Source organism: Fictibacillus arsenicus (assembly GCF_001999465.1).
In the GTDB taxonomy this organism is placed as follows: Bacteria; Bacillota; Bacilli; order Bacillales; family Fictibacillaceae; genus Fictibacillus; species Fictibacillus arsenicus.
Genome location: NZ_MQMF01000007.1, coordinates 17,407 through 33,664, shown reverse-complemented (window position 1 = coordinate 33,664; position 16,258 = coordinate 17,407). Strand labels below are relative to the sequence as shown.

Below are 16,258 nucleotides of genomic sequence, written 5' to 3'. Positions count from 1 at the left end.
ATGGGACGAGCGGTCAGGTGGAGACTCCTAATGGCGCAAAGCGGCAGGAGGCTCACCGCACGCCCCATGGAAAGCGAGGACCTGGAGCGTAAATCAACAACTCATATAGAACAACCATGCTAAAACAACAAAAGGAAAAGAACCTGAAGAATTCAGGTTCTTTACTCAGTCGTTTCGATGCGGTTTTCTTCGAGGACGGTATACATGTTGTCAGCGTCCTCTTTTTTGGTCGTATCCTTAAGCTCGTTGATTTTCACCTTTACAAGCTTTTGGCCAAAACGAATTGTAAGCTCGTCCCCAACTTTTACATCAGAAGAAGCTTTCGCCTGCAATCCGTTTATCGTGATACGGCCTTGATCTGAAATCTCCTTCGCCACGGTTCTCCGTTTAATAAGACGGGAGACTTTCAGAAATTTGTCTAAGCGCATGCTTACTTAACAGCTTCTTTCAGCTTGTTTCCTGCTTTAAATGCTGGAACAGTAGCAGCTGGGATTTGAATTTCTTTACCTGTTTGAGGGTTGCGGCCAGTACGGCTAGAACGCTCGCGAGTTTCAAAAGTTCCAAATCCAACAAACTGTACTTTTTCTCCGCCTTTAAGAGCAGAAGTGATTTCATCGATTACGCCATTAACGACTGTTTCTACATCTTTCTTAGTAAGACCTGACTTTTCTGAGATATTTGTTACCAATTCATTTTTGTTCATTTTTATTACCTCCTAAAGTTTCTTTCAAAGAATTCGCTAGAAACCCTTTATAATTAAGGGTTCATGATATTTCTCGAGAAAATATTCTCTATTTCTCACTATAATCCTTCTTTGTTGAAAAAAAAATTATTTTGCTTCGACCCAAAGCCTGTCCATTTCTTCCATTGTTACATCTTCAAAAGATAGATTCTTCTCTTTTAGTGCAGTCTCAATATAACGGAAACGCTTATAGAACTTTCTGTTCGTTGCATTAAGAGCTTCTTCAGGATCTATTTTGTAGAAACGGGCTAAATTCACTACAGAAAACAGCAGATCACCAAGCTCTTTCAGCTGTTCTTCACCTTCAGCTTCTTGAAATTCTTTTAGTTCTTCTAGAATCTTATCATAAACCGGCTCTGTATCTTTCCAGTCAAATCCAACCTTGGCGGCCTTTTTCTGAAATTGAAAGGCTTTTTGAATAGCCGGCATACCTTTAGGCACCCCGTCCAATAGAGACTCCCTTTTTTCCTTACCCGCTTCCTGTGCTTTTATAGCTTCCCAGTTTGCAACGACTTCATCGGCATCTTCTGCATTCACATCACTAAACACGTGAGGGTGGCGGCGGATCATCTTCTCGGTTAAGACAAAGATTACATCATCTATCGCAAAAAAACCTTCTTCCTCGCCAATCTGAGCGTGCAGAAGCACTTGCAGCAAAATATCGCCAAGCTCTTCAGCTAAAGTCTCATCATCTTCCTCATCGATCGCTTCCAGTACTTCGTACGCTTCTTCAATTAAGTATTTCTTCAGACTGACGTGTGTTTGCTTTTGATCCCACGGACAGCCTCCAGGACCTCTCAATCTTTCAATAACACTCTTTAAAAATGCAAAATCTCTGTACATCAACGTTTCTTCTTTGACAGGAGGTACGTATACAGCGGTTAGATTGTTTAATGTTACAGACTGATCCAATTCATATAGCGGAACTCTTTTGATTGTCTCACTTGAGCTTCCAGCTGCTGTTACAACAGCCACTTCATAATCATCTGGGTACTTCTCCATGAGTGTCAACTTTACTTCCGATGCGATAAAAGAATCGTACACTTGAACGATAACAAGATGATGACGAATTTGGATCTCTTCTTTTTTTAATGATGTCCCATCAAGTATTTGGCACCCTTCAATCGGGTCAATCTTTAACGCCGTATACATTTCATCGAGAAAACTTTTACCGCCAGCTACAGAGACTTCTGTATTATTTTGATCAGCATTATGCAGTAAAAGCTGAACTGCCTGCTCAGCAACTAAAGGATGGCCTGGCACGGCATAAATGACATGTCCTTTTTCTTCAGCAGCCTTAAATAAAAGTTCTGCAATTTCCTCATATACAGGCTCGAACTGATCATGCTTTTCATAGATATCATCAAATGTTTTAAATGTTTTACCTTGTGAGATCAGCTCTTCTACAGCAGGGTGATGGATCGTTCTCGCATATATTGTTTCTGCTGATTCGAGCAACCGATATATACCGATCGTCATTTGATCTAAGTTCCCTGCTCCTAAGCCTATAATCGTAATTTTTTTATTCATTTTGGCCTCCTTTTTTTCAGCCGTTCTACTAGCTTTTTAACTGTGTCGATAGAGTGGAATACTGATTCCCACTCACCTTGAGAAAATATTTTAAATTTTATAATGACTGTAAGGTAGATCATTCCGCCAAGCACCGAAGAAGTTAAGCTGATAAACATAGCATCTAACCTAGAAACACCTTCAAAAATATTTTCGGCAATCATTACCCACAACATAACACTGGCAGCCATAACACCTAATGAAAATAGATAAGAGAATAGGTTAACTGCCCTTACATTGCTCAAAAATTTCGTAGCCATTTGGAGTTTTATTAATTGGAGCACTGCAGAAATACTTGTAGCAATAACAGTTGAAAGTGCTGCTCCTTCCATTCCGAAGTGCGGTATCAATATCAGGTTTCCTGCTACTTTTACGAGCATTGCAGCCAGGATGGATAACGCTGCATATCTTCCATGACCGATTCCCTGCAAAAGGCCTGTAGAAGTATAAATAATAGATACTGAAACAATGGACAAACACAATACAGCAAGTGCAGATGATCCCTCTGCATTCCTAAAAAGCATAGTATTTAGCGGTTCCATAATACAGATGAGCCCGACTGCTGCTGCACCGCCAAAAACAACAGAAATTTTTACTGACAGCTTTGTAAGTGACTGAATATCAGCATTTCTTTTTTGCTGTACTAAATGAGCCATTTCTGGAACGACAGCAAGGGCTACAGATGCTGCGGCTACAGTTCCCAATTGAAGAAGAGGCTGACCTCGATCAAATACCCCTTTTAACAGTTTAGCGTCATACGCCTGCATACCGCTATTCACCCACACATTTACAAAAAGGAAAGCATCAACCAGCTGCATCAATGCTAGAACAAGTGCACTTAAAGAAAGATAAATACTCGACTTCAGAAGTTCCGTTCCATATGCAATCCTTATTTTGGCTTGAGGATGATAGGCGGGAGTAATTCCTTTTCTCCAGAAGAACAAAAGAAACAATCCTGAAGCTGCAGCTCCTAAAACCGACCCTGATAATGCGCCTGCTCCTGTCTCATAACTGGAATAGCCTTCTTTAACAAAATAAAATGAAATTAATAATATACCTGAAACCCGAACGGTTTGTTCGAGCAGCTGTGAAACAGCAGTAAGCTGCATATCACCATATCCTTGATAGGTACCTCTGAGAAATGCAGACAGCGGTATAAATAAGAACAGTGCGGAAATAACACGGATAGGCAGTACAAGATGGCTGTCACCCATCAAATTTGCTATGTATGGTGCAGTTATAAACAAAGATAGAAAAGAAATAATCCCTAACAAAAAGGATGTCCAAATTGACGTCTTTATAAGATGGTCATTGTTGCTTTTTTCAGATGCGATCATTTTAGAAAGAGCCATCGGAAATCCTGTAAAAGCAACAGCAGCGGCTATCGCATAAAAAGGATAGGCTTGCTGAAATACATAAAAACCGAAATCACCTGTCATGTTTTGATAGGGAATCCGGTAGACGGCACTTAATAATTTTACAGCAAGGGCTGCTGCAGTAAGCAGCAAAGCACCTTCCCAAACAGAAGACTTTTTTGTGTTCATTCTAGTACCTCAAAAATCCTTAACGTTTTCCATCAATTTTCAAATACTGTTTTCGTAAACCTTGTAGCTCTTGAAAGTGGTTGATTTCCGCTCCAGTTGTTCGCTTTCCTTGGGGCGGGCGGTGAGCCTCCTATCGCTTTGCACCCGTAGGAGTCTCACCTGTCCCACTTGTCCCATAGGAGTCTCGCACCTTGCTCTCCAATCAACTTGCAATGGAGAGAATGAAAAGAGCTGAAGGGCATCATTCTTTAAGAGAAGAGACTCTCTTTAAAAGAACCCATTCAGATTAATATTTCCCGGGACGACACATGTCGACACATCTTTTTATAATTCTTTTTAATTCAACGTATTATACCACAATTGAAAGTAACGCTCGTGCCTTTGTGGTAACGTATCGCCCGGCGATATACATGTGTTGCAAAAACAAAAAAAGAAAGGGCGAAGATAGCCCTTTCTTATTGCTCCATCTGTCTGGCTAAAAATCCTGCAGCAGTTTCAGCAAGTTTCTGCTCCAGTTCAGTAAGCTTCTTTCCTTCTTTTCCGATCATAACGACCGCTCCAATTGGATCGCCGCCCGCTATGATTGGAGCGATCACATGAGATGTATTTTCTTTAATACCATCAATAAGCTCGGCTTCTGTTCCGTTTGATTCAACCAGTGTCTTCCGGTCACTCATAGAAGATTCCACTACTTTGCCTATGGCTTTATTGTGATAGTCTTTTTTGGATCCGCCAGCTACCGCAATATATGTATCGCGGTCAGCAATTAAAACTACATGACCTGTACTGTCTGCAAGGCTTTCTGCATATTCTTTCGCAAAGTCGCCAAGCTCATTAATCGGAGAATATTTTTTTAAGATGACTTCTCCATCTCTGTCTACAAAAATCTCAAGCGGGTCTCCCTCTCGAATTCGCAGTGTTCTGCGGATTTCTTTAGGAATAACAACGCGCCCAAGGTCATCAATACGTCGAACGATACCAGTCGCTTTCATATAAATAATGCCCTCTCTTTCGGATGATGATAGTGCACTGATGTAACAACAAAATGGTTCCTTCTCAGAAAGAATGTTCCATTTTCTAGGTTTATTATTTGTTACATCTCCTGTTCTATTCACGAATGAGAGGGCTTATTAAATTTTAGCGTGTATTTGTTGTCTTTTCTTTCCTTGCATGCTTTATTTCTTTTAGGAAAAGATCAATTTGTTTTAAGAGCTCTAAGTCTTTTAGGCGTTTTCGGTTAATAACCACTTTCATAAAGTTATTTTGCATCCCAAGGTTCACATGTCTTCCGATCTTGTTTGCGATCTCAAACATTTTTCCTCCATCAACTGAAGCCGTCGAACTTTCGGTGAGAAGCATATTAATCGTGTCTTGCTTTTGTTCGATCGATTGAATGCCTTCACGCTTAGCACGCAGCTTTATTCCTGCAGCCAGCAGCAAACATTCGACTTCAACAGGATAATCGCCAAAACGATCGATGAATTCCTCCTGCAAATCAGAAATATCTTTTAGTGACTTAGCAGCTCGTACATGCTTATACATTTCGATCTTTTGTTTCTCATCACCAATGTAACTGGAAGGAATATAAGCATCCACTTCTATGTTGAAGTCCATTTCCTCTTCCACTTCTTTTGGTTTCGTTCCTTTGCGTTCCTCGATAGCTTCTTCAAGCATCTGCGAATAAAGGTCAAAACCTACAGAATCAATAAATCCATGCTGCTGAGCACCAAGAAGGTTTCCAGCACCTCGGATAGACAGGTCGCGCATTGCAATCTTAAAGCCTGAACCTAACTCTGTGAATTCTTTTATTGCCTGCAGTCGTTTCTCAGCGACTTCTGTTAAAACTTTGTCACGCTGATACGTAAAATACGCATAAGCAACACGATTGGATCGTCCTACACGTCCGCGAAGCTGATAAAGCTGAGATAATCCCATTTTATCCGCATCATAGACGATAAGGGTATTTACATTCGGTATATCGACACCTGTTTCAATAATCGTCGTGGATACTAACACATCATAGTTTCCTTCTAAAAACTCAAGCATGACTGTTTCTAGCTCGTTCTCTGACATTTGACCATGTGCATACGCCACCCGGCAATCAGGAACAAGCATAGAGATCTGTTCAGCCATCCTCTCTATGGAATCGACCCGGTTGTACAGAAAATATACTTGGCCGCCGCGTCCCATCTCTCTTTCAATGGCTTCACGGACAAGGGAACCGTTGTACTCCATGACATACGTCTGGATTGGAAAACGGTTTTCAGGAGGTGTTTCTATAACCGACAGATCACGCACTCCAAGCATGGACATGTGCAGTGTGCGCGGTATTGGTGTTGCAGTTAATGTAAGTACATCCACATTCGATTTGAGCGTTTTAATCTTTTCTTTATGGGTGACTCCAAAACGCTGCTCTTCATCGATAATCAATAATCCGAGGTCCTTATATTGAACATCTTTTGAAAGAAGACGGTGCGTACCGATCGCAATATCTACAGTGCCTGCTTTTAAGCCTTTTATTACTTCGTTCTGTTCTTTTTTTGAACGGAAACGGCTTAAGCTGCCAATCGTAATTGGAAACTCTGAAAACCGCTCACGGAACGTTTCGAAGTGCTGCTGAGCAAGAATGGTTGTCGGCACGAGAAAAGCTACCTGCTTTCCATCCATAATCGCTTTAAAAGCAGCACGGATCGCCACTTCTGTTTTTCCATAGCCAACATCTCCGCAGAGCAGCCGGTCCATAGGACGAATGCTTTCCATGTCTTTTTTAATCTCTTCGATCGTACGAAGCTGGTCTTCTGTCTCTTGATACGGAAAGCTTCCTTCGAATTCACTCTGTTCAGCGCCATCCTCTGAGAACGCATATCCTTTACTTGCTTCACGTTCCGCATAAAGCTTAATTAAATCATCTGCGATATCCTGTACAGAAGACTTAACTCTGCTTTTTACTTTTTTCCAGTCACTTCCGCCTAATGAGTAGATCTTCGGCTCTTTACCTTCAGAGCCGACATATTTTTGCACTTGGTCGATCTGATCTACAGGTACGTAAAGCGTGTCATTGCCAGAATACTTAATGTGCAGATAATCCTTATGCACACCTTTGATTTCGAGCGTCTCAATGCCTAAATATTTTCCGATCCCGTGGTTAACGTGAACAACATAGTCGCCCACCTTTAGTTCTGAATAGCTTTTTATTCGTTCAGCATTTGTCATCTTCTGCTTGCGGGCAGGACGCTTCGCTTTTTTCGTAAAAACTTCCTCTTCTGTTATGACAACAAGCTTTTGTTTTGTGGACTCGAAACCACTTGCAAGGTCTCCAAGCAATATCTGGCTTGTCTTGGGGTGAATATCTTTATTGTCATCTATAATTCCGGCATCCATCTCATAGTCAGCCAGAACTCTTTCCAGACGGTTTGCACGTTCTTTGTTCAGCGCAACAAAAACGATCGCAAATCCAAGTTTTTTCCAGCGATCCATTTCTCCTTTTAGTACATTCATCTGCCCATGGAAGTTTTGCATACTTTTGCATTCTACATTTAAAATGTTCTGCGGCTGGGTATGAGGAACATGTCTTAAGAAAAGAGATAGATAAATAATCGGGAAACTCTTTTTGTCACCTAGGATTACGTTTGTATCAGGCGATATCGTGAGACCCCGGACAAGCTCACCATGTTCCAATAGAGCTGTCTGCCACTCTGCTTCTTCCTTATCCAGCTGCTGGCTCGTTTCCTGTATCCGTCCGATCTCATCCATAATGATTAAGCAGTCAGGAGAAACATAATCCAAAAGGCTTGCCGGATTATCATAAAACAAAGAAGCGTACTTATACATACTTTGGAACTGTTGATGCTCTCTTAATCGTCCTGTTTCATAGCTGATATTTTCAACAAGCATCTCTTTTAGTGAATCATCTTTAATATTTTTTAGTGTGTCTGCTAGCCTCGCATCAATCCGCTCGGCAGCTTGTTCGTAATGCTCATTAAACAAAATGAGTTCTTCTGCAGGAACGATGGAAATCTCTTGTACTTTATCTTTTGAACGCTGCGTTTCTGCTTCGAAGTACCTGATTGAATCGATTTCTGTATCAAATAGTTCAATACGAACAGGGTTCTTAAGAGTTAAAGGGAAAATATCAATAATTCCCCCGCGCACACTAAATTCGCCAGGAGTTTGAACCATTGATGTCCTTTCATACCCCATGGCAACAAGCTTATTTAATATTTGATCAGGATCGATCTCATCTCCCATACGAAAAGAAAGTCCTGCTTGTTTCCAAGTTTCAATAGGCGGCAAATATCTTCTTAACCCCGCAATCGGTGTAATGATGACACCCGAAGCAGACTTGCTTAAATAGTTCAGAGCATCTATGCGCTGACTTTTTAATTCCGGACTTGATATTGCCATTTCTGAAGAGATTAAGTCGTTAACCGGATATAAATAAACTTCATCTTCAGGTAAAAGAGAAATTAAATCTTCATACAACTTTTGTGCCTGAAATAAGTTATGTGTGACAACCAGTTGAGGCTTACCCGTTTTTTCATGCAGGCTGCTGATCAGCATTGTCCGTGCAGAACCTGAAAGACCCGCAACTAATTGTTCTTTCAGTCCGACATTTATACCATTTAAAATAGAATCAAAATCTTCTCCCTGACTAAAATATCTCTTTAATCCGAGCAATTCTTTCTCCCCCTCTCAAACGCCGTTCATAGCTGTAGACTATGACATGTAAACAGAAAAAGGCTTTGGACCGCATTAATAGCCTGCGGCCAAAGCAATACCTTATTGAATAAAAGATTTCAGTGTATGAAATTCAGGATACCGTTCTAGTGTATCCTGACAATCTTCACAAGTAGTCGTTACTTCTATATCTCCATTCTCTTTGTAGGAGAGTAAATCCTGCCGTTCTTCTGCAGTTAGTGTTTCAAATCCAAGGTTCGCTGAGTTTACAGTATGGTGATCAATGGTGCCAACATGTGTTTTACAATGCCTGCACCGGTAATGAATAGCCATATACGTTCCCCTTTCGGTTAGCATTCTACTAACCATTATGAGCGGAACATGTGTAATCTATTCTTTACCCATTAAACTTATTCATCACCTTATCAAATGATGTATCGATAAAAGCCTCACTGGCTTTAACAGCACGTTCAATTCCACTCTCCACATCAGGCTGTTCTTCTTTAGTAAAACGGTTAAGCACAAAATCAGGAACAGGCTGCTGATTTTGCGGACGGCCGATTCCGAAGCGGATCCGCTTGAATTCCTGTGTTCCAAGATGGGCAATCATAGACTTAATTCCATTATGACCGCCAGCACTGCCTTTCGTTCGCAGTCTCAGTTTGCCTGGCTGAGTATCGAGATCATCATAAATCACAAGAATGTCCTCAACAGGTATTTGAAAATAATCCATGAATGGACGTATACATTGACCAGACAAATTCATATACGTCAGGGGTTTAAGTAAATAAATTTTTTCTCCGCCAACGTTGACTGTGCCGTATATTCCCTTAAATTTTGTCTGCTGCATTTGAATGTTCAAAGAATCGGAAAGTCTGTCGATTACTTCAAACCCAATGTTATGTCGGGTTCCATCAAATCTTGATCCAGGATTCCCGAGTCCTATAAACAATTTCACTTTTGGTTCACCTAACCTTTAAAATATCATATGACCATTATACATCAATTCTTATAAACAGAATAAAACGCAGCGGAGGCTGCGTTTTATATATACCTATTCGTCTTACTTCTGATCTTCTTGACCATCGTCAGCTACAGATTCAGAGGACTCTGGAGCATCTCCAGCTTCATCCGCTTCTTCTGTTTCTGGGTCAGTTTCTTCGTCTTGAAGTTTAGGTGGTACAACACTTGCTATTACTTCATCTTCTTCATGAAGAATTTCGTATTTGCTGCCAGTCGGCAAGTCCTTAACATACAAGGAATCACCAATGTTTAAGTCTTCTACAGAAGCTTCCAATTGCTCCGGGAAGTCTGACGGAAGTGCTTTTACGTTTACAGTTGCATGTACTCGCTGCAGAACTCCGCCTTCCTTAACTCCGGCAGAATCGCCTGTTAATACAACTGGCACTTCAGCTTCTGTTTCTTTATTTAGATCAATCGCAATAAAATCAATATGAGTAACAGCATTCTTTAATGGATGTACTTGCATTTCCTGCACCATGACAGAATAATCTTTTCCATCCACTTTAAGTTTGAGTACGCCGTTTCTACCTACTTCTCTATAAGCTTTAATAAATTCAGGTTCATCAACGGACAGTGCAACAGACTCTGTTCCATAACCATAAAGGTTTGCCGGAACATGTCCTTTATTTCTTAACTCCGTCAAAAATGAACGTTTTTCAGTATCTCGTTTTTCGACTGTTAGATTCGTTGCCATATTGAGATCCACCTTTCCTATTTCGAGTCTCTTAAAAGGATTACCCGAAGTGGAAGATTTTAAAACGTGAAGTTAGAAATCGGTTTAGCAAGCTCTTCTTTAGCGAAAATGATTTGATTAAGATATTAACTTTAGCATCTTCTAAAAAACTGTCTTAGCAATACTTGTTGCATAAAGCGTTGATTTCCGTTTCAGGTTGCTCGCTTTCCGGGGGGTGGGCGGTGAGCCTCTTGGCACATTGTGCCTTTAAGAGTCTCACCTGTCCCACTGATCCCCCAGGAGTCTCGCACCTTACACTACAATCAATTCTTCAATGAAGAGAAATGAACAAACGCAAAAGCGACAATTTTATAGAAGAGCTGCAAAAATTTTAATCAAACAATTTAGAAACAGATAACTGCTCGTGAACACGGATGATCGCTTCACCTAATAATGGCGCTACTGATAGCTGTGTAACTTTGTCTATTTTCTTTTCTTCAGGAAGAACGATCGTGTTTGTCACAACTAGTTCTTTAATAGAAGAGTTTTGGATTCGGTCCATAGCTGGCCCAGAAAGTACTGGATGCGTACAGCATGCGTATACTTCTTTCGCTCCGTTTTCAATAAGCGCATTAGCAGCCAGTGTAATCGTACCCGCTGTATCAATAATGTCATCGATTAAAATTGCTGTTTTGCCTTCAATGTTCCCTACGATGTTCATTACTTCTGAAACATTCGGACGAGGACGGCGCTTATCAATAATGGCGATCGGTGCTTTAAGACGGTCAGCCATTTTACGTGCTCTTGTTACACCACCATGATCTGGTGATACGATAACGATGTCGTCTAAATTTTTATTTGAGAAATAGTTAGCAAGAATCGGCACACCAAGCAGCTGGTCTACAGGAATGTCGAAAAAGCCTTGAATTTGAGTTGCATGAAGATCGATTGCAATGACACGAGTAGCTCCTGCAGTTTCAAGCAAGTTTGCAACAAGCTTTGCAGTAATCGGCTCACGTGCACGCGCTTTTCGGTCTTGGCGTGCATAGCCATAGTAAGGAATAACGACATTAATCGTTTTAGCAGATGCACGTTTTAAAGCATCAATCATAATTAAAAGTTCCATTAAATGCTGGTTGACAGGGTCGCTAGTGGATTGAATAACATATACTTCACATCCGCGGATACTTTCTTCAATGTTAATTTGAATTTCCCCGTCACTGAATTTTGTTACTGAACTTTCTCCAAGCTCAATTCCAATATGCTCGGCAATCTCTTTTGAAAGTTCCTTATTGGAATTTAAAGTGAAAACTTTTAATGTAGGATCTACATACGTACTCATTGATGGCTTCATCCTTCCCCACTCTTAATAATTATTGGTTTTGTTTTTCGTTAAGCTTTTGAACGTAGTTTTCTTTAACGGTCTGGCGCGATCTTGCGATGGACAGTGACTCAGCCGGAACATCATTCGTAATGGTAGAACCTGCTGCAACATAAGCGTTTTTCCCAACTGTAACAGGTGCTACTAAGTTGGAATTACAGCCGATGAATGCACCATCTTCTACTTTTGTCAGAAACTTATTCTTACCATCATAATTCACAGTAATAGATCCACAGCCCAAGTTAACATCTTTGCCAATTTCGGCATCTCCAATGTAGCTTAAATGTGAAGCTTTGCTTCCTGTACTCATAACAGATTTTTTAATTTCGACAAAATTTCCGATCTTCACATTATTCTCAAGAACAGACTTAGGACGAATGTGAGCAAATGGCCCGATTGCTGTTTCATTGCCAACTTCACTGTCATGGATAACAGACTGCCGGATTGTGTTCCCATTCCCCACCACACTGTCTTTGATTTCAGATTGAGGACCAATGATATTCTCTTCACCAATCTTCGTGTTCCCTAAAATAACAGTCCCAGGGTAGATAACTGTATCACTTCCGATTTCCGCATCATCGGAAATATACGTTTGTTCTGGATCAATTAATGTAACGCCATTTCTCATATGACGCTCATTAATTCTCTTTTTCATAAAGCTTTCCGCTTTTGAAAGGGCAACTCGGTCATTTACACCGAGCGTTTCATTGAAATCAGGAGTTTGATATGCCGCTACTACCTCGCCGGCTTTTTTCAAGATTTCGATTACGTCAGGCAAATAATATTCGCCCTGTACATTGTCATTGCTTACTTTCTTTAAAGCTTCAAACAACGCTTTATTATCAAAACAGTATGTTCCTGTATTAATCTCAGTAACTTTACGCTCTTCCTCAGATGCATCCTTGTGCTCAACATTTCTCTCAACCGTACCTTCACTGTTGCGAATGATACGGCCATAGCCTGTTGGATCATCTGCCTGAGCTGTAAGGATAGTAGCCTTTGCCCCAAGTGATTCATGTTCAGCAATAAGCTTTTCCATTGTTTCAGATGTAATAAGCGGAGTGTCACCACACACCACAAGAGTAACTCCTTCTTCGTTAGCCAGAACCTCTTCTGCCTGCATAACAGCATGAGCAGTTCCAAGTTGTTCTTCTTGAAGGACATACTGAATGTGATCGCCCAGTTGTTCCTGAACTTTTTCTGCTCCATGGCCAACTACAGCCACCATTTGCTTCATTTGAAGTGAGCTGATTTGGTCAACAACATGCTGAACCATCGGCTTACCGCATACAGGATGTAATACTTTATATAATTTGGATTTCATCCTTGTTCCTTGACCCGCAGCAAGAATGACCGCATAGCGATTTGTCATAGTGAACCTCCATCCATTTTCCTAATTCTTAATATACCATTACGAATATATCTTAAACGCGGGGGCATTTCAAGAAGTGACGCGGGATTGTCAATGGTTTGATATAAATAGAGAAAAATATGGGGGAAAAGAGCTGATTTTTCTGCATAAGTTTCAGATTATTATAAAAATAGGCAAATAAAAAGAACCTAATCATTTGCGACCAGGCTCTTGATTCTTATTAGGATATTAAGAAGCTCCTGCTTCTTCCAAAGCAGACTCCATTTCTCCCATACGGTGATATTCTGTTAATACCGCATTTTGAATTTTTTCCCGAGTACTTGAAGTAATCGGATGTGCGATATCTCGGAATTCCCCATCTGGTGTTCGTTTGCTTGGCATAGCTACGAACATTCCATTATTGCCATCAATTACTCTGATATCATGAATAACAAATTCATGATCGATTGTAATGGAGGCAATCGCTTTCATACGGCCTTCTGTATTTACACGGCGTAATCTTACGTCAGTCACTTCCACTTACAAACACCACCTTTTTCCAATAATAAGAACGTAATACTACAATTCTTCAACATTTTACAAAATCCTTCTTTGAAAAATAAAAATTTTTAAAAAATTTATAAAAATGCATTTCTAGAAGTGTTTTTGGGTTTTTTGGCTATATATTGTGTATGAGTAAAATAAAATGATAACTTATCGATTACTGGGTTCCAGCTCGTTTTTGTCGAATAGTCTATAAGCTAATTTTTTTGAGCCGCTCCTTAATAAATGAGGTAAAAAAATAAGCCCCCATAAGGAGCTTATTTAACAACTGCAATAACTTCGATTTCAACTTTAGCATCTTTAGGAAGACGTGCTACTTCTACACAAGAGCGTGCTGGCTTATGATCTGAAAAATACTGGCCATAAACTTCATTGATATCAGCGAATTCATTCATATCTTTAATAAAAACAGTTGCTTTGATTACTTGCTCAAGAGATGAGCCCGCTTCATTTAGAACTGCTTTTAAGTTGCTGAATACTTGATGTGTCTGTTCTTTCACATCTCCATCGACCATTTCGCCTTCTTTTGTTAAAGGAATCTGGCCAGAACTGAAAAACAGATTGTTGTAGACGATTCCTTGGGAGTACGGCCCGATTGCTGCTGGAGCTTCTGTAGTATGAACCTTTTTCATTATGAATGACCTCCGTTTAGAGAATAATTGCCTTTTTCTACTTCAATACGGTTTTCTTTTTCGTTTACTTGAGAAAGGCGTGCGATCGAAACATAATCATCTACAAGGCGTTCGGATACTTCCTGCGCTTCCACGAGTACGCCGATTCCTTCGATGTGTGCCTGAAACTCTTCGATTAAACTGATCATGCCTTTAATCGTACCGCCAGCTTTCATAAAATCATCAATGATTAGTACACGGGATCCTTGTTTGATGCTTCGTCTTGCAAGAGCCATCGTTTGAATTCGCTTTGTGGATCCGGAAACATAATTGATACTTACGGTGGACCCTTCAGTTACCCTGCTGTTACTCCTAACAACCACTACAGGAACGTTCAAATGAGTAGCTACCGCGTAAGCAAGCGGTATACCTTTAGTTGCGATCGTCATAACAACATCTATTTTTCGTTTAGAGAAGATAGAAGCAAATAATCTGCCGATCTGATTAACCAGCCTTGGGTTGCCGATCACATCCGTAACGTACAGATAGCCTCCAGGCAATATGCGGCTTGGGTCTTCGAGAAGCTGAACAAGTTCTTCAACTGTTGCTTCCGCTTCTGCCTGATCGATGCCCGGGATGTATTTTACACCGCCCGCTGCCCCTGGAACGGTTTGAACTTGTCCTAATCCGTGCTGTTCAAAATGTTCCTTGATGATAGCAAGGTCTTCACTAATAGATGATTTAGCCGATTCATAGCGTTCTACAAAATAAGATAAAGGAATAAGCTGATGGGGGTGATGAAGTAGGTAGGCTGTCAAATCCACCATTCTTCCGCTTCTTTTTAATTTCATATTTTCCTCCAAAACCGAATGTTTGAAGTTAATATAACATTTTTATACGGATTTTATCAATCATTCCCCTAATAGTCTTACTGCATAGACTTCATTGCAAAAACCTCTTAAACCGTTATAAACCCGCTGTAGCCTCGATTCATGCTGAAATAGTCCAAAAACTGTCGGTCCGCTTCCACTCATTAAAACAGCATCAGCCCCAAGTTTCATCATCTGTTCCTTAATATGTTTTACTTCAGGATACATTTTAAGGGTCACGGTTTCTAACACGTTGCCGAGAAGGCTGCAGATCTGGTCGTAGTCTTTATCTTCAATAGCTTTAACCATTCCTTCTACATCAGGATGTTCGATTCCTGAAAGCTTTAAGTTCCGGTATACTTCACCTGTCGAAACTCCGATTGGAGGCTTGGCCAAAAGCACCCAGCATGGAGGCGGAGAAGAAATGTGATGGATTTTTTCACCGCGGCCTGTTGCCAGTGCAGTTCCGCCGTATACACAAAACGAGACATCGGACCCGATCTTTGCTCCGAGTTCTGCGAGTTCGTCCAGTGACAAGCCTAAGTTCCAAAGCTGATTCAGCCCTTTTAATGCTGCTGCAGCGTCACTGCTTCCTCCAGCAAGTCCTGCAGCGACAGGAATATGTTTTGAAATATGTATAAAAACACCGTGTTTAATTCCGTACGTCTTCTTAAGAAGCAATGCAGCCTGATATGCCAAGTTCCGTTCATCCAAAGGCACGAAGCCGCCTGAGCTTTCTATTCTAATTTCATCTTTTTCTAATAAAGTCAGTTCGATGCGGTCAGCTAAATCAACCGTGGTCATGACCATGGCTACTTCATGAAAGCCGTCTTCTCTTTTCCTCAATGCATCAAGAGACAGATTGATTTTAGCCGGTGCTTTAATGGATACTTTATTATTAATCATCTTTATCCCTGCCTAAAAATCTTACACAATTTTGATATTTTTAATAGTAACACAGTATGAACACTTAAATATAGTTAAAATCGTTCATCTCAGGGTAGGAGAAAACCGGAGACTTAACACCTCCGGCTTTATTTCTATCGCATATTTATTTGTTTAATCTTTGCTCAGCTAATTCAAGTGCGCGCTTAACCATATTCCCTGCGTCTTTTGAAGAAATACCGCCCCATCCATCACGCTGAACTTTATCGTAAAAACCCAGCTCTTTGGCAATTTCAGTCTTTAATCCTTCAGACATCATTCCATGCTTGCTTCTTCCCATAATGATGAAAACCCCTTTCATATGCGATA

The 16,258-nt window shown here is 40.6% G+C and carries 16 protein-coding genes; all 16 read right to left on the bottom strand.

Going from position 1 to position 16,258, the window contains the following annotated elements; all coding sequences use genetic code 11:
• Positions 1-161: 161 nt before the first annotated feature.
• On the bottom strand, positions 162-428 hold the full coding sequence (locus UN64_RS18640) for an RNA-binding S4 domain-containing protein (RefSeq protein ID WP_077365610.1): 267 nt from the start codon (positions 426-428) through the stop codon (positions 162-164).
• 2 nt (positions 429-430) lie between these two features.
• Positions 431-703, bottom strand: a complete 273-nt coding sequence (locus tag UN64_RS18635; RefSeq protein WP_066285421.1) for an HU family DNA-binding protein — start codon at positions 701-703, stop codon at positions 431-433.
• A 126-nt stretch (positions 704-829) separates the two neighbouring features.
• Positions 830-2,272, bottom strand: a complete 1,443-nt coding sequence (gene yabN, locus UN64_RS18630; protein ID WP_077365608.1) for a bifunctional methyltransferase/pyrophosphohydrolase YabN — start codon at positions 2,270-2,272, stop codon at positions 830-832.
• A complete protein-coding gene (locus UN64_RS18625; RefSeq protein WP_077365606.1) occupies positions 2,269-3,855 on the bottom strand; it encodes a putative polysaccharide biosynthesis protein in 1,587 nt (528 codons plus the stop codon). The genes yabN and UN64_RS18625 overlap by 4 nt, the downstream gene beginning before the upstream one ends.
• Positions 3,856-4,310: 455 nt before the next feature.
• Complete coding sequence (gene spoVT, locus UN64_RS18620; protein ID WP_077365604.1) at positions 4,311-4,847, bottom strand: stage V sporulation protein T; 537 nt, start codon at positions 4,845-4,847, stop codon at positions 4,311-4,313.
• Between the two features lie 145 nt (positions 4,848-4,992).
• Complete coding sequence (mfd, locus tag UN64_RS18615) at positions 4,993-8,532, bottom strand: transcription-repair coupling factor (RefSeq protein WP_077365602.1); 3,540 nt, start codon at positions 8,530-8,532, stop codon at positions 4,993-4,995.
• Positions 8,533-8,634: 102 nt separating this feature from the next.
• Positions 8,635-8,865 (bottom strand): anti-sigma-F factor Fin, encoded by a 231-nt coding sequence (gene fin / locus UN64_RS18610; protein WP_077365600.1) that lies wholly within the window; start codon positions 8,863-8,865, stop codon positions 8,635-8,637.
• A gap of 64 nt (positions 8,866-8,929) precedes the next feature.
• On the bottom strand, positions 8,930-9,490 hold the full coding sequence (gene pth / locus UN64_RS18605) for an aminoacyl-tRNA hydrolase (RefSeq protein ID WP_077365598.1): 561 nt from the start codon (positions 9,488-9,490) through the stop codon (positions 8,930-8,932).
• A 105-nt stretch (positions 9,491-9,595) separates the two neighbouring features.
• A complete protein-coding gene (locus UN64_RS18600; RefSeq protein WP_077365596.1) occupies positions 9,596-10,249 on the bottom strand; it encodes a 50S ribosomal protein L25/general stress protein Ctc in 654 nt (217 codons plus the stop codon).
• A 370-nt stretch (positions 10,250-10,619) separates the two neighbouring features.
• Positions 10,620-11,570 carry a ribose-phosphate diphosphokinase gene (locus UN64_RS18595; RefSeq protein WP_077365594.1) on the bottom strand — a complete coding sequence of 317 codons (951 nt, stop codon included), beginning with the start codon at positions 11,568-11,570 and terminating at the stop codon, positions 10,620-10,622.
• Positions 11,571-11,601: 31 nt separating this feature from the next.
• Entirely contained in the window at positions 11,602-12,981 is a 1,380-nt protein-coding gene (gene glmU / locus UN64_RS18590) for a bifunctional UDP-N-acetylglucosamine diphosphorylase/glucosamine-1-phosphate N-acetyltransferase GlmU (RefSeq protein WP_077365592.1), read from the bottom strand.
• 228 nt (positions 12,982-13,209) lie between these two features.
• Positions 13,210-13,500, bottom strand: coding sequence for a septation regulator SpoVG (gene spoVG / locus UN64_RS18585; protein ID WP_066238133.1), 291 nt, complete (start codon positions 13,498-13,500; stop codon positions 13,210-13,212).
• Between the two features lie 281 nt (positions 13,501-13,781).
• On the bottom strand, positions 13,782-14,159 hold the full coding sequence (locus UN64_RS18580; RefSeq protein WP_171978971.1) for a RidA family protein: 378 nt from the start codon (positions 14,157-14,159) through the stop codon (positions 13,782-13,784).
• The gene (purR, locus tag UN64_RS18575) at positions 14,156-14,986 is read right to left on the bottom strand and encodes a pur operon repressor (protein ID WP_066285396.1); all 831 of its coding nucleotides are present in this window, start codon (positions 14,984-14,986) and stop codon (positions 14,156-14,158) included. The genes UN64_RS18580 and purR overlap by 4 nt, the downstream gene beginning before the upstream one ends.
• 60 nt (positions 14,987-15,046) lie before the next feature.
• The gene (gene ispE, locus UN64_RS18570) at positions 15,047-15,910 is read right to left on the bottom strand and encodes a 4-(cytidine 5'-diphospho)-2-C-methyl-D-erythritol kinase (RefSeq protein ID WP_077365588.1); all 864 of its coding nucleotides are present in this window, start codon (positions 15,908-15,910) and stop codon (positions 15,047-15,049) included.
• 145 nt (positions 15,911-16,055) lie between these two features.
• Complete coding sequence (locus UN64_RS18565; RefSeq protein ID WP_077365586.1) at positions 16,056-16,229, bottom strand: small, acid-soluble spore protein, alpha/beta type; 174 nt, start codon at positions 16,227-16,229, stop codon at positions 16,056-16,058.
• Positions 16,230-16,258: the final 29 nt, after the last annotated feature.